Source organism: Bacillus sp. MHSD_36, assembly GCF_030757775.1.
GTDB lineage: Bacteria > Bacillota > Bacilli > Bacillales > Bacillaceae_G > Bacillus_A.
The window spans coordinates 640,549-661,541 of the sequence record NZ_JAVBIS010000001.1; the positions used below are offsets into that span (position 1 = coordinate 640,549).

At 32.9% G+C, this 20,993-nt stretch carries 13 protein-coding genes and 3 pseudogenes; 12 read left to right on the forward strand and 4 right to left on the reverse strand.

Annotated features, from left to right (window positions below):
* Positions 1 to 2: 2 nt before the first annotated feature.
* From Q9B79_RS03310 to Q9B79_RS03335, 6 genes and pseudogenes are all read left to right on the forward strand, one after another.
* On the forward strand, positions 3 to 1,988 hold the full coding sequence (locus Q9B79_RS03310; RefSeq protein WP_306182601.1) for an ABC transporter permease: 1,986 nt from the start codon (positions 3 to 5) through the stop codon (positions 1,986 to 1,988).
* A gap of 79 nt (positions 1,989 to 2,067) precedes the next feature.
* A complete protein-coding gene (locus Q9B79_RS03315; RefSeq protein ID WP_306182602.1) occupies positions 2,068 to 2,766 on the forward strand; it encodes a response regulator transcription factor in 699 nt (232 codons plus the stop codon).
* Between the two features lie 8 nt (positions 2,767 to 2,774).
* Complete coding sequence (locus Q9B79_RS03320; protein ID WP_306182603.1) at positions 2,775 to 4,010, forward strand: HAMP domain-containing sensor histidine kinase; 1,236 nt, start codon at positions 2,775 to 2,777, stop codon at positions 4,008 to 4,010.
* 49 nt (positions 4,011 to 4,059) lie between these two features.
* Positions 4,060 to 4,866, forward strand: coding sequence for a hypothetical protein (locus Q9B79_RS03325; RefSeq protein ID WP_306182604.1), 807 nt, complete (start codon positions 4,060 to 4,062; stop codon positions 4,864 to 4,866).
* 411 nt (positions 4,867 to 5,277) lie between these two features.
* Positions 5,278 to 8,160 carry a collagenase ColA gene (gene colA / locus Q9B79_RS03330; protein WP_306182605.1) on the forward strand — a complete coding sequence of 961 codons (2,883 nt, stop codon included), beginning with the start codon at positions 5,278 to 5,280 and terminating at the stop codon, positions 8,158 to 8,160.
* A 134-nt stretch (positions 8,161 to 8,294) separates the two neighbouring features.
* Positions 8,295 to 8,997: pseudogene (locus Q9B79_RS03335) on the forward strand (IS6 family transposase).
* A 61-nt stretch (positions 8,998 to 9,058) separates the two neighbouring features.
* Here the strand turns inward: Q9B79_RS03335 and Q9B79_RS03340 are convergent.
* Together Q9B79_RS03340 and Q9B79_RS03345 are read right to left on the reverse strand one after the other, a co-directional pair.
* Positions 9,059 to 9,256, reverse strand: a pseudogene (locus Q9B79_RS03340) (IS3-like element ISBt2 family transposase); the annotation flags it as partial.
* Between the two features lie 165 nt (positions 9,257 to 9,421).
* Positions 9,422 to 9,588, reverse strand: a pseudogene (locus Q9B79_RS03345) (aspartyl-phosphate phosphatase Spo0E family protein).
* Positions 9,589 to 10,588: 1,000 nt separating this feature from the next.
* On the opposite strand from Q9B79_RS03345, the gene Q9B79_RS03350 reads away from it, so the two are divergent.
* Complete coding sequence (locus tag Q9B79_RS03350) at positions 10,589 to 11,956, forward strand: lytic polysaccharide monooxygenase (protein WP_306182606.1); 1,368 nt, start codon at positions 10,589 to 10,591, stop codon at positions 11,954 to 11,956.
* A 235-nt stretch (positions 11,957 to 12,191) separates the two neighbouring features.
* Here Q9B79_RS03350 and Q9B79_RS03355 read toward each other — a convergent pair whose 3' ends face one another.
* Positions 12,192 to 12,638: a GNAT family N-acetyltransferase gene (locus Q9B79_RS03355; protein WP_306182607.1), complete on the reverse strand. Its 447-nt coding sequence runs from the start codon at positions 12,636 to 12,638 to the stop codon at positions 12,192 to 12,194.
* A 373-nt stretch (positions 12,639 to 13,011) separates the two neighbouring features.
* Positions 13,012 to 13,932: a CPBP family intramembrane glutamic endopeptidase gene (locus Q9B79_RS03360; RefSeq protein ID WP_306182608.1), complete on the reverse strand. Its 921-nt coding sequence runs from the start codon at positions 13,930 to 13,932 to the stop codon at positions 13,012 to 13,014.
* 1,088 nt (positions 13,933 to 15,020) lie between these two features.
* Between Q9B79_RS03360 and Q9B79_RS03365 the strand changes: the two genes are divergently transcribed.
* The 5 genes from Q9B79_RS03365 (at position 15,021) to Q9B79_RS03385 (ending at position 20,981) form a co-directional block, all read left to right on the forward strand.
* On the forward strand, positions 15,021 to 16,739 hold the full coding sequence (locus tag Q9B79_RS03365; RefSeq protein WP_306182609.1) for an alpha-keto acid decarboxylase family protein: 1,719 nt from the start codon (positions 15,021 to 15,023) through the stop codon (positions 16,737 to 16,739).
* A 228-nt stretch (positions 16,740 to 16,967) separates the two neighbouring features.
* Positions 16,968 to 18,389: a PQQ-dependent sugar dehydrogenase gene (locus Q9B79_RS03370; protein WP_306182610.1), complete on the forward strand. Its 1,422-nt coding sequence runs from the start codon at positions 16,968 to 16,970 to the stop codon at positions 18,387 to 18,389.
* A 326-nt stretch (positions 18,390 to 18,715) separates the two neighbouring features.
* Positions 18,716 to 19,252: a hypothetical protein gene (locus tag Q9B79_RS03375; protein WP_306183318.1), complete on the forward strand. Its 537-nt coding sequence runs from the start codon at positions 18,716 to 18,718 to the stop codon at positions 19,250 to 19,252.
* Positions 19,253 to 19,318: 66 nt separating this feature from the next.
* Positions 19,319 to 20,170 carry a sugar phosphate isomerase/epimerase family protein gene (locus Q9B79_RS03380; protein ID WP_306182611.1) on the forward strand — a complete coding sequence of 284 codons (852 nt, stop codon included), beginning with the start codon at positions 19,319 to 19,321 and terminating at the stop codon, positions 20,168 to 20,170.
* Between the two features lie 13 nt (positions 20,171 to 20,183).
* Entirely contained in the window at positions 20,184 to 20,981 is a 798-nt protein-coding gene (locus tag Q9B79_RS03385) for a TatD family hydrolase (RefSeq protein ID WP_306182612.1), read from the forward strand.
* Positions 20,982 to 20,993 lie beyond the last annotated feature (12 nt).

Here is a 20,993-nt window from a genome sequence, read left to right on the forward strand (position 1 = left end):
TTTTGATTGGTAATTATAAACAATTAAGTAGGAGATACTTAAAGGGGAATATGAAACGTACAATTTTAACTTTGATCGGAATCATACTCTCTGTAGCGTTAATTTCTACAATCGGCCTATTTATGAACGGAACTCAGATTTCTCAAATTGAGAATACGAAAAAGAGGCAAGGGTATTCTTTTCATGCTGTTGTATTAAATTACGATGAATCGATATTGAAAAAAATTAAATATAACCCGCAAATTGAATCATTTGGTTTAATGTCACAGGGAGAAACAGTCCAAGTCGGAGAGGCTGCTGTACAAATGAATTTTGCTGATGATAACGCCTTGGAGTTTTTAAAATACAGTATTATTAAGGGGAGATTGCCATCTAATGATCAAGAAGTTGCTGTTGATCCCTGGGTATTACCTTATATAAAAGATAATATCCAAATAGGTGATTCATTCGAATTAAATGAAAAAAAATACAAATTGGTAGGTTTTCTAAGTGATAGTGTATATACACAGGAAAATAAAGTGGGGCGGTTACTAACCTATAAGCGTAAGTTTAGCGCTGGGGAAGGAAAAATATTAGTCGGAATTAGCCCGGAAGCAAACTTTAATGAGATTTTAGAGGGAATCAAGACTATTTCCGGAGAGAATAATATTAATATAAGTGAAGAATTAATTCAATTAGAGAAACCAGGTTACAATAATTCGATTATGGCCACGCTAATTATTACTATCAGCATTGTTGTGATAGCGACAGTTGTTGTGATTTACAACGCTTTTCAAATTAGTGTCGTGGAACGAACGAGGCAGTTTGGCCTGTTGAGAAGCATCGGTGCAACACGAAAGCAAATTAGACAAATCGTGCTGAGAGAAGCTACTTTTTTGGCTGTTATCGCTATACCATTAGGAATTATATGCAGCTTAATAGCACTTGCCTCTCTTCAATTCACTTTTTCACTTTTAATGGAAAATAGTAAAGGAGTCTCGATATTCCATGTTGATTGGAAGATTTTATTAATCAGTTCGATTATTACCTTCCTCTCTGTAATAGCGTCAAGTTTGTACCCAGCGTATTTTGCAGGAAAAATCTCCCCATTGTTAGCAATCAGCAGTAGGTTGTCAATTAAAAAGGAACAAATCAAAAAACAAAAGAATTCCATATTGAGAAAACCTTTATCTTTTCCTTTGAGCATGGCTATGAAAAATGTGAAGCGCAATAAAAATCGTTATACCATTACAATTTTATCAATTATTATAAGTAGTGTGTTATTTATTACTTTTTCGTATTTAATGAATGTTGCATTTGCATCTAAATCTTTTGATAAGTTATCTGTTAAATCGGATATTATAATTAAGCTAGAGGATAATAATTCAGATCATTTAGCTGAAAATGAACAAGTTTTGCATCAATTGAAATCACTTGGAAATATATCTAACGTAAACGAAAAGAAGGAGAATAGATTTGAAACTAAATTAAAGGATGTAACTCAATCTTCCGCGACAGTTAAGGAAATAGAAAACACGATTGGAAAAAGATATTCCATTACAATCGTAAATAATTATCAAGAAAATAAAACAAAAAAAGAAGAAAAACTTACTTTACAAGTGCTTGCATATAGTTTTATCACAGTCATTTCTTTAATTAGTAGCGTTAATATCCTCAATACTATAACTATAAGTATCATGACTAGACGAAAAGAATTGGCCGCTTTGAAATCCATTGGTATGTCACAAAAGGATTTGAAAAAAATGATTACCTATGAAGCTCTGATTTACGGTTTTTCTGGAAGTTTACAAGGAATCTTTTTTGGTTGTATATTGTCTTATATTATATATTTAGCTATTTCTGATATAATGAAAATGGCATGGACGATTCCCTATGAGGCTTGTATCGTTACGTTTGTTTCAGCTTTAATAATTAGTTATTTATCAGTCTTAAATCCATTGAAAAAAATTAAACAAGATAACATTATTGATACTATCAGAGAAGAATAATATTATAGGCCTGGCTAGATTATAGTCAGGCTATTGTGAGTGAAGAATAAGCTAGGGGAAGAAAAAGGAGGGGGCATACTTGAATAAAAAAATATTACTAGTTGAAGATGATGAAGCTCTTGGTCTAGCCATCGAATTTTCATTAAGAAATGAGGGTTATGAGGTAGTTAGAGCGTCCAGTGTAAAAGAAGCAAAATACCAGTTTGTTCACAATACATTTGATTTGTTCATCCTTGATATTGGTTTACCAGATGGTAATGGTTATGACTTATGTATATACTTTAAAAGGCAAAATGAAAAATCAATTATTATTTTTTTAACGGCACTAGATGAGGAAGCAAATGTGGTAATGGGACTGGATATAGGCGGAGATGATTATATAACCAAACCATTTCGGGTTAAGGAACTCATGGCTAGAGTGAAAGTACAATTGCGCAAACAAGCGACGCTTGAAACACCGCCTCAGATTTTAAGGTCTGAGAATATAAGAATCGATACGAACCTAGTCAAGGTTTATAAAGATTGTGAAAGTATTACATTGACGAATTTAGAATACAAGCTTCTATTGAATTTCATGATGAATTCTCACAAAGCCATTAAAAGAGATGAGCTCCTACTAAAAATAACGGAAGGAGATAATGTCTTTTTTGATGAAAATACGTTATCTGTATACATTAAGCGTTTAAGGGATAAAGTTGAAGACAATCCTCAAAAACCGCAGTTTATCGTTACCGAAAGAGGATATGGTTATCGTTGGAGTAAGGACGTGATTGGGTGAGCAAAATAATGAAAAATACTGAAATGAAAAGCTATATGACGATACTAACTGTTCTTTTATCTTTATTTACGATTTACCAATTTATTACTCAGCAATTATTCTATGATCATTTAAAACACGATTCTATAGCAACCTGGGGAGAAATTACCGCTAGATTGGTTGAGGAAAATCCTGAAAATGAATTAGAAATTATGAAAGCCTTAACAAATCATTCGTCTCATTCAAGTGAATATCAGGAAAAAGGGACAGAGATCCTAAAGCAGTATGGATTATATGAAGACTTGGAATCAAAATTTTTTCCTCATTTAAATTATCTAATTTTTGACCACAATCAATTTATTATTTGGGGATTGATTGCTTTTGGATTTTTGATTTTTTTTGCAAACTACATGCAACAAAAAATTATTTTTAATAAAATTAGCCAGCTTACTAGAGCTGCAAAAAAAATAATCGAGGGAGATTACTCAGTTGTCATTAATGAAAATAAAGAAGGGGATTTCGCGAAACTGGCAATTTCATTTCGCTCAATGAAGGATATCATTAGAAAAAATATGCAGGATTTGCTTGAAGAAAAGCAGTTTTTAGGAGAAATGTTGCAGGATATATCTCATCAGTTAAAAACACCGCTCTCAACTATTTCTATCTATAATGAAATGTTATTAAGTGAAAAACTATCCCGCGAGCAACAAGTTCAATTACTGCAAAATAATGATATTCAAATCTCTAGAATGAATGTCCTAATTCAGAATTTGTTAAAAGTAGCAAAAATTGATGCAAAAGCTATTTCGTTTGATAAAGAGCCAGGGAATTTAGTAGATACGACTAAGGAAGTTCTACATCGCTTGCAAAGCATGATAAGTGATAAAAATATATTGATTGATTGGAATGCACCGAGAGAAATAGTCGTTATTCATGACAAATTATGGATGCAGGAAGCTTTGTTAAATCTGTTGAAGAATGCAATCGAACATTCTAAACCCGGTGGTAAAATAATGATTCAGGCCAAAAATTCTCCAATCTATACAGAACTAGTGATCCAAGACTTTGGAGAGGGAATCTCAGCTGAAGAATTACCTCATATTTTTGAACGATTCTATAAATCAAGTAGTTCTAAAAAGCACGGATCGACCGGAATTGGGTTGGCACTTGTCAAAGCTATTATTGAGGCACATCACGCCTTGATTACAGTTGAAAGTGAAAAAAATGCTTATACAAAATTTACAATTACTTTTATGAAATTTTAATAACAGTTGGGTATATATTTTAACCTTTTTAATATAAAGGGGTTTTTTTATGTTTAATAGATTGAAGTATTTTCTTTTATCTGAGAAAGAAATAGTTGATACTGTGAAAAATTACAAGGAGGAAAAAATACACGTTTCCATAATAAAAGATTTTTTAGGGGATTTAATCTTAATAAGAACTTTTATATTTTTAATGTTTGTTCCAATATCAACTTTTATTTTTTCACTTATAATTTATGGAGCTGTTTTCTTTTTATCCGGTATTAAGATTACTGTTTGGGGCATCACTATAATGTTATTGGTTCCAATAACATTACTTTTCTATATGAATATAACTAATACATCAATTATTATTACTGATTTAGTGAGAAAATTTTTATTAACCATAAAATATCTAAATCCATTTTACTCAATATTAAATAAACCTTGGATATTTATTTTTGAATTATTATTTGGTTTTTTATATGTCTTTGTGCTATCTTTATTTTCTATTTGGATAGTATTACATTCATTAGAAATAGATTTCTCTGAATTTAGTTCGGAGGACAATCGAAGTTTCCAATTTTCAATTATTATTTTGCATACAGCAATTTATTTGTTTATAAGAGTTCATGGCCAGCATTGTAAGACAACTAAGCAAAAAATTAAAAAGCTGAAAATGAAATTTTATTTATGGTTTTGTTCTATGATTGCTAGTATTGTATATATATTTGAATCACTCTTTAATTATATGAATGGAATCCAAGCAATTTATTTTATTTTTGTTTTAATGATTGCTTTAGAAAGAACAGTGACACATTACAAGAAATTTATAGATTTTTTAGAATCTGAAAATTTGTATGAAAAATATTTTTAGAGAAAAAAGTCTTTTGAAATATAAAAATTTATACCTACTAAATACTGAACGAGTAAAAAAACGCTATTCTTTCTCTAGAATCATAGGAAAGGATAGCGTTTTTTTATGACTATTTTTGTATCTGATGAACTATGAGTAGTTGCTCAAGAAATTCAAGGCTTTTATCGCCAAATATCTTACGAAATCTTGCCAGAGAGTTTGGTTTCTTGCAACGAACCTGTAAATTTCAAACAAAAGATATACTCAATTCATGAGTAAGGATGGAAAAAAGAAAAAAATTCTATAATATTTCATATTATATCATATTATGTATATATTAATTTTATATAATATGAAATAATACATTTTATAATTATTTATTAAGATAAAATGTTATATTTTTGGGTAGAATATATAAATGGAGGAAATGTAATGAACAAGAATTTAAAATTTACTCAAATGATGATCGGGATTAGTACGATGGCATTATCATTTGGAAGTATTCAAACACAGGTATCAGCAGAAGAAAAAGCACCCTATAATATCTTACAAATGAAACCAATTGGGACAGAAACTTCAAAAGATGAAATTGTACATGCTACCAAAGTGGACGAAACATTGACTTTTGAAGAGCGTTTAAAAGTAGGCGATTTTTCACAACGTCCTACTCTGGTTATGAAACGTGATGAAAGTCAATTAAAGCAAAGCTACACTCTGGCAGAACTGAATAAAATGCCTGATAGCGAATTCATTGATACGCTATCAAGAATTTCTTGGAATCAAATTACCGATTTATTTCAATTTACTCAAGATACGAAAGCTTTCTATCAAAATAAAGAACGTATGAACGTTATCATTGATGAATTAGGACAACGAGGAAGTGCTTTCACAAAAGAGGATTCAAAAGGAATTGAAACATTTGTTGAAATATTACGTTCTGCTTTTTATGTAGGGTATTATAATAATGAATTAAGTTACTTAAAAGAGAGAAGCTTCCATGACAAATGTTTACCAGCATTGAAAGCGATTGCGAAAAATCCAAACTTTACATTAGGTACAGCTGAGCAAGATAGAGTAGTAGCCGCGTATGGAAAATTAATTGGTAATGCCTCTAGTGATACTGAAACAGTACAGTATGCGGTAAATGTTTTAAAACAATATAATGATAATCTTACTACGTATGTAAGCGATTATGCGAAAGGACAAGCTGTATATGAAATTGTAAAAGGAATTGATTATGATATACAGTCTTATTTGCAAGATACAAATAAGCAACCTAATGAAACAATGTGGTATGGAAAGATTGATAACTTTATAAATGAGGTTAATAGAATTGCTCTCGTGGGAAATATAACAAATGAAAATAGTTGGCTAATTAATAATGGCATTTATTATGCAGGTCGTTTAGGGAAATTTCATAGTAATCCATACAAAGGATTAGAAGTTATTACACGAGCGATGAGCTTGTATCCTCGTTTAAGTGGACCTTATTTTGTAGCAGTAGAACAAATTAAAACAAACTATGGTGGAAAAGATTATAGTGGAAATGTAGTAGATCTACAGAAAATACGTGAAAAAGGGAAACGACAATACTTACCTAAAACATATACATTTGATGACGGATCAATTGTCTTCAAGACGGGAGATAAAGTAACAGAAGAAAAAATTAAAAGATTATATTGGGCAGCCAAAGAAGTAAAAGCACAATATCACCGTGTAATTGGTAATGATAAAGCACTAGAACCGGGTAACGCTGATGATGTACTAACAATAGTAATTTATAATAATCCAGATGAATATCAATTAAATAGACAATTATATGGATATGAAACAAACAACGGTGGAATTTATATTGAAGAGAAGGGGACCTTCTTTACATATGAGCGTACGCCAAAGCAGAGTATTTATAGTTTAGAAGAGTTATTCCGTCATGAATTCACTCATTATTTACAAGGAAGGTATGAGGTTCCTGGTTTATTTGGAAGCGGAGAAATGTATCAAAATGAACGATTAACTTGGTTCCAAGAAGGGAATGCAGAATTTTTTGCAGGATCTACACGTACAAATAATGTTGTTCCGCGTAAAAGTATGATAAGTGGCTTGTCATCTGATCCAGCAAGCCGTTATACAGCAAAGCAAACTTTGTTCTCAAAATATGGATCATGGGACTTTTATAAGTATTCCTTTGCACTACAGTCATATTTGTATAATCATCAATTTGAAACATTTGATAAGCTTCAAGATTTAATCCGTGCAAACGATGTGAAAAATTATGACTCATATCGTGAATCATTGAGCAACAATACACAATTGAATGCAGAATATCAAGCGTATATGCAGCAGTTGATTGATAATCAAGATAAATATAATGTACCGCAAGTAACAAATGATTATTTAATTCAACACGCACCAAAGCCGTTAGCTGAGGTGAAAAATGAAATTGTGGATGTAGCAAATATAAAAGATGCAAAAATTACAAAATATGAGTCGCAATTCTTTAATACATTTACCGTGGAAGGCAAGTACACAGGTGGTACATCAAAAGGTGAGTCTGAAGATTGGAAAACGATGAGTAAACTAGTAAACCAAACTTTAGAGCAGTTATCCCAAAAAGGTTGGAGTGGTTATAAAACAGTTACAGCCTATTTCGTAAACTATCGTGTGAATGCAGCTAACCAGTTTGAATATGATATTGTTTTTCATGGTGTTGCAACAGAGGAAAAGGAAAAAACAACTACTATAGTAAATATGAATGGACCATACAGCGGGATAAGAAATGAAGAGATTCAATTTCATAGCGATGGTACAAAAAGTGAAAATGGAAAAGTTGTCTCTTATCTATGGAACTTTGGAGATGGTACAACGAGTACAGAAGCCAACCCTACCCATGTATATGGAGAAAAAGGAACATATACTGTGGAACTAACAGTGAAAGATAGTAGCGGAAAAGAAAGTAAAGAACAAACAAAAGTTACTGTAAAACAAGATCCGCAAACAGGTGGATCCCTTGAAGAGGAAAAGGTACTCCCGTTTAATACACTTGTAAAAGGAAATCTGATTACTCCTGATCAAACAGATGTTTATACGTTTGATGTTACAGTTCCAAAAGAAGTAGATATTTCTGTGGTAAATGAACAAAATATTGGAATGACATGGGTACTTTATCATGAATCAGATATGCAAAATTACGTAGCTTGTGGTGAAGATGAAGGAAATGCTATAAAGGGAAAATTTGTAGCGAAACCAGGGAAATATTATTTGAATGTGTATAAATTTGATGATCACACTGGTGAATATTTATTATTAATAAAATAAATTTATTTTCAATATGTATATAACGGTTGTTTTTTAGGAGGAGTCTGTCACGATAGGCTGCTCGGTTCTGGTGCAAAAAATCTATAAAACTTGGACATACTGATACTATTGCTCTAAAAAGGTGTATGATCGGTATGGAAAAGAAAAATTTGTTCAAATGGAAGCACTATCAGCCTGATATTATCTTATTAACGGTAAGATTGTACCTATGGTACAATCTAAGTTTTCGTGATTTAGTGGAAATGATGGAGGAACAGGGTTTATTCATTTCTCATACAACAATTATGCATTGGGTTCATCAGTATGGTTCTGAATTGGATAAACGGATCCGACGTTATCTCAAACAAATGACTCTTGGAGAGTCGATGAAGCATATATCAAAGTAAAAGGTCAATGGATATACCTGTATCGTGCTGTTGATTCGAAAGGAAGCACAATCGATTTTTGCCTAAGTAAAACAAGAGATCAGAAGGCTGCAAAGCGCTTTTTCAAGAAAGCTTTGCGGTCTTTTCATGTTTCAGAGCCTCGTGTTATAACAGTCGACAAGAATCCAGCTTATCCTATAGCAATTGAACAGTTGAAAAAAGAAAAAAGCATACCTAACGGTATGCGACTTAGACAACAAATGTACTTAAATAACATAGTAGAACAAGATCATCGCTTTATAAAGAAACGAATCCGTTCTACGCTAAGGTTCAAATGCTTTGACACAGCTATATCCATTCTTTCTGGAGTAGAAGCTATGCATATGATTAAAAAGAACAGATTGATTTACAGGATCAATCTGTCCAAAATCAGAAAGAATTCATCCATCAATTGTTTGAATTTGTAGCATAAAATACAATTCTGTTAGGAATATATTCGTTTTACTGGTTTTCATTTTATCTTTGCATCAGAACCTATTTTCTAAACGTAGCTGTCCTAATTCACTTGGCTCTTTTGGCCCTTTTCCATAAGAATATTGTTTTCCTACAGGTTGTTGAAAACAATACATTTGATCTGTACGATACCATTTCATCCATGTCTTAATTTGGGAAACGTTTTTAATTCCGAGCTTCTCCATAATCGTACGATTTGAATAACCATCTTTCTTCATTTCAATCACTTTCCACTTTATTTCTTCTGGGTAATGAACTCTAACTTTAAAAGATAGATCATAAAATTCACTCTAACATTCTTTCTCAATATTTCTTTTAAATTTTTGAAATATAATATAGTTAATTCTTTTATTTTTATATCTGTTTTCAACTGTTATGAATCCTTATTGAAAGGATTCATTTTTCATTCTGCTTTTGTAATCCAGTCGATTTTTCCGCATTAACTCATAGATTAAAAGGTCTAATTTTTGGCTAGAATCAATTACTTGTTGATGTCTAAATCCATAGTTATTTACAAGATCATTCAATTCTTTTTTTGATCTTCTATCATGTCATATAGCTTTCTTGTATCCACTTCTCTCGTTAAACTCCTTTATTTAGAATCTTGATAAAAAATGTACTCAAAAAATCACAAATAAAAAAACAAGACTGAAAACAGCCTTGTCCTGAAGGAAAACTCCTAACTAACTCTTATATCTAGAGTACAATATGTATTTTAAATTTAAAACTAGAAAATATAAACAAAGGATAAAAAAACTATAATTGTAACATTTTACAAATAAACAGTCAGAATAGCCTTTTTATAAAGGAGTTGTAGCTTTCCGTTATTTAGAACTAGTAAGGGGGCGCAACATGTCACCATCAAGCTCAGGTGTAAAGTTCCCAATGTTTCTTTGTTTTTAGTAACTATAAATTTATTGTTTAGTTTTGAAACCAAAATATTAAATATAAAATAAATCATACTCCCAAACAATATAGCTCTTAACATATTAAATAATTCGCCAACAAAATGATGACAGATAAAAGTTGAGCCAATAATCCTAAATTCCGACACCACTTTGTTAAAGTTTTATTAACTCCTATTCCATAAGATTGTGTGGAAATATGGTACATAATCTTCATATTTGACCGCCTTTGAAAATTGCTATAAGTGCCTACAAATTTCTTTGGATGTAAGAATATTCACTTACTGTAAATGTATTATTTACTTATGAATAACAAAACATGACTACTCGTATTAATACAAGATAGAGATGAATATGTTTGTGAAAATGTAGAGGAATAAATATTACTTTTTAATTTGGTATTTTATATTTAAATGTTATGTGTTAATAAAAAGTTAAATATTTCCGCACAACTTCTGCATATATATAGGTAATTTCTATGTCATGATATATCAGTCAAGTGAAATGTTTCACATAAGGGGTAGGATACTTCTATACTATAGTTCCAGCGTAACTTACGCATACCCGAAACAATTTGCTCTCTTGTTATATTTTTACATCAAAGCCTACATACACTACAAAGCATAACAAGAAGGGAACATGAACATGAATAACCCAATTATTAAATATCTAAAAAACTTAAAAATGAACAAAAAAAGTCTAGGGGCTGTAGCATTAGCAGCTGGAATTATTGGCACGGCACTTATTCCTCAAAATGCATACGCGCACGGTTTTGTTGAAAAACCTGGTAGCCGTTCCGCTTTATGTAGCCAAACTTACGGCGCGCTGAATGTAAACTGCGGAAGCATTATGTACGAACCACAAAGTTTAGAAGCTCCAAAAGGATTTCCGCAAGCCGGCCCAGTTGATGGACAAATTGCTTCTGCTGGCGGCAAATTTGGTGGTATTTTAGATCAACAAACAGTAGATCGTTGGTTTAAAAATACAATTACTGGCGGGGAAAATACGTTTACTTGGAAGTTTACAGCGCCGCACTTAACAAGCAAGTGGCATTATTACATTACAAAAAAAGGATGGGATCCAAATAAAGCGTTAACAAGAGCAGACTTTGAGCCAATTGGTACTGTACAACATGATGGTTCTGCAGCCTCAAATAATGTAGCGCACAAAATCAATGTACCTACTGATCGTAGTGGATACCATGTGATTTTAGCTGTATGGGATGTAGCGGATACTGTGAATGCGTTCTATAATGTTATTGACATAAATCTTATTAATGATGTGAAACCAGACACAGAGGCACCAAGTATTCCAAATGGTCTTCAAGCTCAAAAAGTAACAGCACATAGTATTGAACTAACATGGAACGTTTCTACGGATAATGTAGGGGTAAAAGGATATCAAGTCTTCCGTAATGGTGAGATGATTGATACCGTACCAGGCAATTATTTTATTAATAAACAATTACAACCAAGTATGGAATACACTTATACTGTGAAAGCGATTGACGCAGCTGGAAATGTGTCAAAAGAAAGTGAAGCACTTACAGTGAAAACGACTGTTGAGGTTCCTGATACAGAAGCACCAATACAACCAAAAGGATTACATAGTATGGGAACGACAGCGTCAAGTGTAGATTTAATGTGGAGTCCATCTGACGATAATATTGGTGTAGACCATTACGATATTTATAGAGAAACAGAGGGATCAATGAAAAAGATTGCAACATCCAATACGACTTCTTATATGGATAAAAATTTAGTTGCTAATACTACTTATAAATATGTAGTGAAAGCGGTTGATGTAGCTGGAAATGAATCTGTACAGAGTGATACATTCACAATTACTACAAAAACTGAAAACGCTCCATATGAAGCATGGGATGCAAAGAAAGCATATAAAAAGGGAGATAGAGTTCTACACGAGGGAAAATTGTATGAAGCAGTCCAGAATCATCAAGGGCATGGGGACCCAAACTGGATTTATGCTTTATCCTTATGGAAAACAGTGTAAACTTTACCTGAATATAAACTAAGAGATAATTGGCTTTGATGTAATAAGAGAACCTTGAGAAATCACTTTACTCTTTATCAAAAAGACGACGTATTCAGCGTCGTCTTTTTTTATCTATTATATGTTTTAATGTTACTAGGTAAAATATAGCATAAATCATTTCCTATCTACATTGCTATACTATTGAACTTTTTTCTTTAATAAGTCCAAAAGTCAACGTGGAGAATCCAAGTGCTCATAAAGGATACTTAGCTAACTGTTCACCCCACGATGATAATTCAGTTTCAATAAATCCTGCTTTTTTATATACAAATTTAGCTGTAAGGTTTTCAGGAGCATATCCAATCATTATTATAGAAATGTTTGCGTTATTATTTCTTCTTATCTCATCAATTACCAGATATATAGCTTGTTTACCTATACCTTTCCCTTGAAAATTTTCATCAATCATAAGTCTATAAATCCAATAATTATTATCATCAGGATCTATCCCAAACATAGTAAATCCTATCATTTTTTCATCAAGATAAATACCGTTTGCATAGAAATTATCTAGAAATTGAACTTCTGCGATAGAATAAAGGTTGGATGCAATAAATGTTTGTTGTTCTTCTTTAACAGATAGTCTAATTGCTTCTTTCCAATTACTTTTGTCAATAGGCTTTAAATATAACTTCTTCAATTTTATACTCTCCTTCTAATATTGAAGAGGAACACGTAGTTTATAGGCTAGTGAAACGTTATCCTCTTGTTTTTTTGCCCATTCAAATAAAAATATTTTCTCATTGACACCGCCTCCTTAAAGGTACAATTAAAATCACTTCGTTATATTCAATATAGTTATATTCTTTATCTATAAATTCTTTTCCTACTGAACAAATCCTATTTCTTTAGCTAATTAATTCAAGGTATATGCTAACAAATATCGGTAGAATTTCTTTACTTACAATTCTATTTTACTTTCAATAAAGAGTGGCGTTTTTTCGTTTTGAGGAAGAATATAATTCTTAACTTGATAGCATTGCCATCAACCTATTATTATAGGGATCTCTTTTCTATTTACTTATATTTTCATTGTTACTGAACTTTACTCTATTAGAAGTTTGTTTATATCCCAGGTTGCCTCGTGTGAAAATAAGAATAAGCAAAGCAATAAACCCCAATCCTATCACTACAAATGTATCTGTATTCTTTAAAACAGCGTTGGTGGAATGAGTTTGTACCAAGCTAAACGTATTTACACTTGTATGAACTAGCATGACAATAAATAAGTTACCGTGATTACAGTTATAGATCCAAGTGAGAATGATTGAGATTGGCAAACACAATAAAATAAAAATTGGCAAGTGAATATATAGGAGAGAAAGGTTAGAACCCGGTCCACCCCTTTGTGCAGCCGTTAAGAAATGTGGAAGATGCCAAAAAGTCCACAAAACACTAAGTAGTAATGTAGCTTTTAACGGTCCAAATTTTGATTGTAATCTAGGCAGAGCGAAACCACGCCATCCAATTTCCTCCGGTAAAGGTCCACCGAGAAAGAAAATTGCTACAAAAGAGATGAGATAGGTTATAAAAAATTCAAAATTAAGGTCACGGAAAGTAGGTATCTCTCCATTTAATATCACCATACCTAGAAACATTACAGCGGGGATAACGATGAGGGTAAACAAGTACCACTTCAAACCGACTTTAGTAGATAGGATGCTTTTTCTAACTTTTTTCCATGACTCTTTGCCTTCAAGGGTTCGAAACATGATATACGCTGCTAACATAGGGCCTACAAATGCATTGGCAAAAAAGAAAATATCAAATGCCTTTGTTTTAGGAAAAATAACCCATTGCGATAAGATAAATGGAATTAATACAACCCACGAGAATAAATATGCCATTACAAAAAATGAAGTTAACGGATAGGATTCCAAATACCCTCTCAGACCTGTTGATGAGTTTTTTGATTTTGTTAAATGCTTCAACACAATCACCTCTCCATTTATAAAATACCATATATGTGCTAATTCTACATATTTTCATAAAGAACCTTTTGGACGTAATAGAGTTGAGTTTTTTGTAAGAAAGGAGCGATACATTACGAAAGAAATGTAGAAATTTCTATAACAGTTTCCTTCATTTTCGTGTCTATCTTGAATACATCTGGGGGAGCATTTCATGCCTATCAAATTAAGAACATAGACAAGATGAACTTCGTCTTTTAGAACTAAAATATTCTTAATGCAGAGGTATACTCCAACAAATGTGGTTATTAGTGCTTTACTAACATGATTCGTTGAACCCTTAATATAGAGGCATACTAGATTATGATGTTTTTACGTAACAAATATCGTTAAAAGTTTATAGGTTTAGAGAGAGGTATAGAGGGTATACATACATTATAAAGAGTTGGTTAGAGATAAACTTTATAGTGAATTGGTCTATAAAACTTACATTCTTACCAGGTAACCGAATACTGCTCGTCCAGTAAGATTCAGCATTATGGGGTAATATTCCACTGTAATTCTCATTATTTTTCACTGTAAATCCTCCATCCAAAGTTTTATAGTTCTATTATTTCCACTTATTAGAGAGGTAAACTTTGAGTTTAGAAAACAGCAAAAGAACCATTATTCAATTAAATGGTTCTTTAACGAAATAGCTTAGTTTCATTCAACGGTTCCTTAATCCATTTTTCAGTTCCAGCAGATGTTCTTTTCATCATAAATATGACCTTTGGATCATCAAAAAATCATATTTATGATGTAGAAGAAGGTGCGATCATAATTCTAAATAACTGTTAATTTAGCGGTATTTGATAGATTTTGTCACACTTAAAATCATTAAAATTTATTCAAAACAGTATTCTTTTTTTTACTTTTAAATCTTATCTCCAACCTACAATTATTTTGGATTATAAAACATGTATCTTTAATAGCAACATGTTTTTATATTAGTTAATTGCGTTTGATATACTGCTTTGGCTCAGTGCAACGGATAATGGGTTCAATTAAAGGGTATTATCAAAAAGAATACTATAAAACAATTTAAGAAATAGATAAGGGGTGAACAAGTGGTGGAAAACATGATAAATGAGGATAAATTTGGCTTACAAAGGCAACCTTCTCAAAAAACGGTTGGTCAATATTTATTCGATTGTTTAAAATTGGAGGGCATTACCGAGATTTTTGGTATTGCAGGGGACTATAATTTTACACTTCTTGATACTTTAGAGTGTTATAAAGGTATTCGCTTTATAGAAGGGCGGAACGAACTAAACGCTGGCTATTCTGCAGATGGCTATGCAAGAATTAAAGGATTATCTGCTCTTATTACAACTTTTGGAGTCGGAGAACTCAGCGCTTGTAATGCTATAGCTGGGGCTAATAGTGAGCATGTACCAATCATTCATATAGTGGGTGCGCCCCCCGAAAATGAACAAAAAGAGCATAAGCTGATGCATCACACATTAATGGATGGGAATTTTGATGTTTTTCGCAACATGTATGAGCAAATTACTGCATACAGCACGGTGCTTACGCCTGAAAACGCTAAAATTGAAATTCCAGCTGCAATTCAAATTGCTAAAGAAAAGAAAAAGCCTGTATATCTTGTTGTGGCCGATGATTTAGTGACCAAGCCGATTAAAAATCGTGTAGAGCCAACACGCCAACGCCCAACATCTAATTTGAAAACTCTTCATGCTGCGGTCAATCATGTCCATAAGCTACTAGATCGTGCACATCGACCAGTTATACTGGTGGATGTAAAAACCATGCGTTTCGGTCTTCAAGCGGCAGTTCAACAACTGGCAGACACCATGAATGTTCCTGTTGCAACGATGATGTACGGAAAGGGAGGATTCGACGAAACCCATCCAAATTATGTGGGAATGTACTTGGGATCTTTTGGAGATTCTGAAGTTCAAAGTAAGGTAGAAAATGCAGATTGTGTCATCGCAATTGGTATGGTATTAGCGGATACTAATACCGCAAGTTTTACCGCAAAACTAAACCAGCTGATAACCGTCAATATTCAACCAGATATGGTTAAAATTGCTGAGGCAGAGTATCCGAATGTTCTTGCAACTGATATGTTACTTGCAATACAGAATGTGGGTTATAAGGGACAAGGGTTGGTAGAAAAAATGTCATTCCCTTACGACCAATTAAATACTAACACCGATGCCCCTCTAATAGCGGCGAACTATTATCCACGTTTTCAGCAGATGCTGAAAGAGGAAGACATTGTAGTTGTCGAGACCGGTACATTCTATTACGGAATGGCAGAGGTGAGACTACCGAGCGATGTAATATATATTGGGCAAGGTGGTTGGCAGTCCATCGGTTACGCAACCCCTTCGGCGTTCGGTGCTATTATGGCTGTGCCTGAACGCCGAGTGTTGCTGTTTACAGGGGATGGAGCCTTACAACTGACAGCCCAAGAAATCAGCACCATGCTTTATTATGGATGCAAGCCTATAATTTTTGTCTTAAACAATGATGGTTATACGATTGAAAAATATTTGAATGTAAAAACAAAAAATCAAAAGTACAACAAAATTCCTCAATGGTCTTATACTAAGCTAGCGGAAGTTCTTGGAGGTGATGCGTTTACAGCTACAGTCCGTACCTACGGAGAGCTTGATCAGGCAATAAGCCAAGCTGAAATAGAAAGTACTAAAAAACTCTGTATTATTGAAATGATTGTAAAAGATTCAATGGATGCACCTAGATATATGAAAACAATGCGCAATTATATGGAGAAGCAAGAAATGCAGCGTACTCAGCAATAGTCTTGAATAGACCAGGAAGATAAGTCTAATTTTTTTAGAGGAATTCTGAAAAATTGTTAGGTGTATTTTAAGATATAAAGTTGATGAATGTTCGATATATTAGGAAGAAGCGTGTTTTGAAGAAGATAATCATAACACGCTTTTTTTATATCCAATTGTCATCCCTTATTTGATACTAATAGCACAGTCCAAATCATATTCTTATAATAGAAAGGGGTGTAAAGTTAATTGATAAAAGTAAAAGTTCGTTTACAACCCATTGTAAGTAGGATAAATCTACCCACCGTTTTAAGAACAACTATACTTCCAGGTGAATCAATTGAAAGATTATTTATTGCAACCCAAATAGGAGAAATCTTTTACATAGGAGACGGAGAAATAAGAACTTTTTTAGATATTCGTTCTCGAATCATAAAATTAGGGAAGTCTGAACAAGGTGGATATGATGAAAGAGGGTTGCTAGGACTAGCGTTTCATCCACAATTTTATTATAACGGTTTGTTTTATCTTCATTATTCATTAGCTGGAACACAAGGACCGGGCGCTCTTGCTGAACCGTTTAAGCCTAATCCATGTGACCCAAAAACGTTAAATTTAAGATGGATAAATAGGGAAACTCAATATGATCATATTGATACCGTAGAAGAATGGATTTTACAACCGAATGGTCAACCTCAAAAAAGACGTACATTACTTAATATAAGAAGGCCATTTCTTAATCATAATGGGGTTAATAGCCTAAGTTTTTCACCTGAAACTGGGGCACTTGTTTTAATAACTGGAGATGGTGGATCAGGCTATGATCCATTTAATTTAAGTCAGGATGATATGGAGATAGCCGGTAAAATAATTGAAATTGATGTAGCTAAGAATACACTTATCAATAATCCCCCTGTAGTCACACGTTTTGATGAACTTCCCTCATCTATTCAGGAAACTCTTACGGTAATTGCTAAAGGCGTTCGTAATATCACAGGTATTTCATTTCAAAGGTTTTATAATCAGTATATTAAATATGTGGGAAATGTTGGGCAAGATTTGGTGGAATCAATTTTTTCATTTGTTCATTATAGACCTATACCAGTCACTCAACTTGTTCAAGCTTCTTTAATGATGAGATCTACTTCTGATCAAGACGGATTTATTAACTTTGGTTGGCGTGGGTGGGAAGGGAATTTTCCTACTTCTTTTATAAGACGCTGTTCTTCAACTCCCACTTTAGATGAAAAAATAATAGCTTATTATAATGAAACAGTTAAAACGTCAATGAAGCGGCTTCAACCATTCATTAGTTATTTTCATAAAGGTTCAGGACCTGATAAGTTTGATGGAACTGCACTTACAGGTGTCCAACCATATATGGGGAATGGAATCCCGAATTTAACAGAAAGTATTGTGTTTATCGATCTTGCTCGGAAGGAAGAATCTAACTCCCCAGTTAGAGGGGTTTTAGCCTATACTCGTCCTAGTATAGATGGTAAATTAAATGATTTTAGTGTTATTGAAACCGATTATAATTTTGGATCTCAATCAGCTTATTATGTTAACTTGGGAACAAACCTGAATCAAACTAGATTATATTTAGGGGTTTATGAATCTACAAATGTGACTGATTTAAACAAAGGTACTATTTTTGAAATTGTTCTATAAGACATTACCATAAAAATTCATACGGTAGGTCATGTTATATCTTTATGAAAATAAAGAGAGGGCATTTCAAAATAAATATAATTGCGAATTAAAAAAAAGGGTATTCAGCAATATCTTGCAAAATTTATGTTCATGAATTTATAGTAATACCAATTGAAATAGCTGCTATTTTAAAATATTTTCAGAGGAGCAATCATTCTTACAATTTTATTATAAAGGCAATACCGCATAAAATACGTGGGAATGAATAGTATAGAAAATGACTGTTTGGATATTTTTGGGTGGTGATTTTAATCAAATGGTTTGTCCGTTATTGGTATCAATCAATGAGAGAGATAGATGGAGACCATATTCACTTGAAAAAGCTCCCTTTTGCAGCCAACTTGATTATTACAGCCTTGCTGAGTGCACTTGCCGCCATGCTTCAATCAGCAGGAGGCTTTATGACAGGTATAGGCTACTTAATTAGTTTTTTAGCGACATTACCAATTTTTTTAGTTACGTCCCTTTCTATTCGTCAAGGAATCCTTTCTTATATCCTTACAATTCTCCTTTTATTTATCATTCAGCCGAGTGAATTAATTATTTTTCCATTTACAACAGGTTTATTAGGTATAGCTATAGGTGTGGCTTTTTTTCAATTGAATAAGAGAATTTTGGTTGTTTCTTTTTCATCAATATGTCTACTGGCGGGGATCATGGTGATACTGTATGTATTCCGTTTCCCAGTACTAGGCCCTACTGTTAATACAATTATAGATGCAAAGGTTATTGCAATAATATTTATATTAAGTTTTTTTTACTCCTGGCTATTCGTTGAACTTTGTAGAATATTTTTGAATAGATTGTATCGTTTTTTATAAATGCTGATTAAATTCCATTGAACGAATAAGTGTTGTAATATTAGATGTTTTAAAAGGAGGGGCAAGATGAAGCTAGCTTTTAGTACAAATGCATTTACAACATACACATTACTTGAAGCTATTTCAGAAATTGGAAAGTTGGGGTATAAAGGGGTTGAAATTTTAGCGGATGTTCCTCATGCTTTCCCACCTGTACATACTGCTGCTTGGGTAACTGATGTACGACAAAAAATAGAAAAATATGGCCTTGAGGTCTCAAATATAAACGGAAATACAGCAGCTGGATTTTTTCCATATTCTACTGGAGAACCTACATTTGAGCCTTCATTATGTAATGCAAGAGAAGAGGTGAGGAATCAGAGAATTAAATATACAAAACAATTAATAGATTTAGCTGTAATAGTAAATGCAAAAAACATCAGTATTACAAGTGGAAAGTGTCTTTCAGGGAACCCACCAGATCAAGCAATTAATCATCTTATAAATTCACTAATAGAGATTATGGACTATGCTGAACGACGTGAAATCAACGTAGGGATTGAGTACGAACCTGGCCTGTTAATAGAAAATGGCAAAGAATTGAATGAATTAATTCAAATAGTGGAATCAAATAGGCTGGGCGCAAATCTTGATCTCGGGCATGCAGATGTAATAAGAGAGGATATTCCCACTTTATTATCAAGTTTAAAGTCTAGGATATGGAACATCCACCTAGAGGATATAGCAGATCACAAACACTATCATCTTATACCTGGTCATGGGAATATTGATTTTAATCAATTATTTAATTATGTAAAGCAAATTAAATATAAGGGATTTATTACAGTAGAATTATATACCTATTGCGATGATCCAGTACTGGCAGCAAAGGAATCTATAGAATTCCTTACACCATATTTTAAGAATAGCCTTTTATGAGGGGAGAAAATTTATGAAATATTTTGATCCGCACATCCATTGTTATTCTCGTACAACAGATGATTATGAAAATATGAGTCTGGCCGGTGTACGCGCTGTTGTAGAACCCGCATTTTGGCTTGGAAGCGAACGCCGTTATCCTGAAACCTATTTTGATTACTTCCAACATTTGCTTACCTTTGAACCTGAGCGTGCTAAGCAATATGGAATCACTCATTATTGTTGTTTAGCTATGAATCCAAAAGAAGCAAATAACATTGATATTGCCTATCAAGTAATTGATGGATTGTCCGAGTATTTGCAACATGAACGGTGTCTTGCAATTGGGGAGATTGGATTTGATAGGATTACTCCTGAGGAAGAAGATGTGATGCGGAGACAACTGAAATTGGCTAAAGACCTCGATATGTTAGTTATGGTGCATACTCCCCATCAAAATAAGCGGGAGGGAACAAGAAGAACAATAGAAATCCTAAGGGAAGAAGGGCTTGAACCTGATAGGGTATTAATAGATCATAATAATTCAGATACTATTGATCTTTCCGTTGAATATGGAGGTTGGAGCGGAATGACAATTTATCCGACAAAAGTTTCAACTGATGAAGCAATTGAAATAATTGAACATTACAGCATAAATAAGATTATGGTTAACACTGCAGCAGATTGGGGACCATCTAATCCTCTTAATGTTGTAAAAACTGCACTTGAGATGCGAAAGAAAGGGCATGCGGAAAATATCATTCAAGAACTAGTTTGGAATAATCCAGTTTGTTTTTATGAGCAATCTGGAAAATTAAAACTAGATTCATAAGGGGTGAAAAGA

Excerpts from the sequence above, each read along its gene's own strand:
- Q9B79_RS03385 (WP_306182612.1), top strand. The coding sequence starts at position 20,184 with ATGAAATATTTTGATCCGCACATCCATTGTTATTCTCGTACAACAGAT.
- Q9B79_RS03375 (WP_306183318.1), top strand. The coding sequence starts at position 18,716 with ATGAGAGAGATAGATGGAGACCATATTCACTTGAAAAAGCTCCCTTTT.
- colA (WP_306182605.1), top strand. The coding sequence starts at position 5,278 with ATGAACAAGAATTTAAAATTTACTCAAATGATGATCGGGATTAGTACG.
- Q9B79_RS03350 (WP_306182606.1), top strand. The coding sequence starts at position 10,589 with ATGAATAACCCAATTATTAAATATCTAAAAAACTTAAAAATGAACAAA.
- Q9B79_RS03325 (WP_306182604.1), top strand. The coding sequence starts at position 4,060 with ATGTTTAATAGATTGAAGTATTTTCTTTTATCTGAGAAAGAAATAGTT.
- Q9B79_RS03320 (WP_306182603.1), top strand. The coding sequence starts at position 2,775 with ATGAAAAATACTGAAATGAAAAGCTATATGACGATACTAACTGTTCTT.
- Q9B79_RS03380 (WP_306182611.1), top strand. The coding sequence starts at position 19,319 with ATGAAGCTAGCTTTTAGTACAAATGCATTTACAACATACACATTACTT.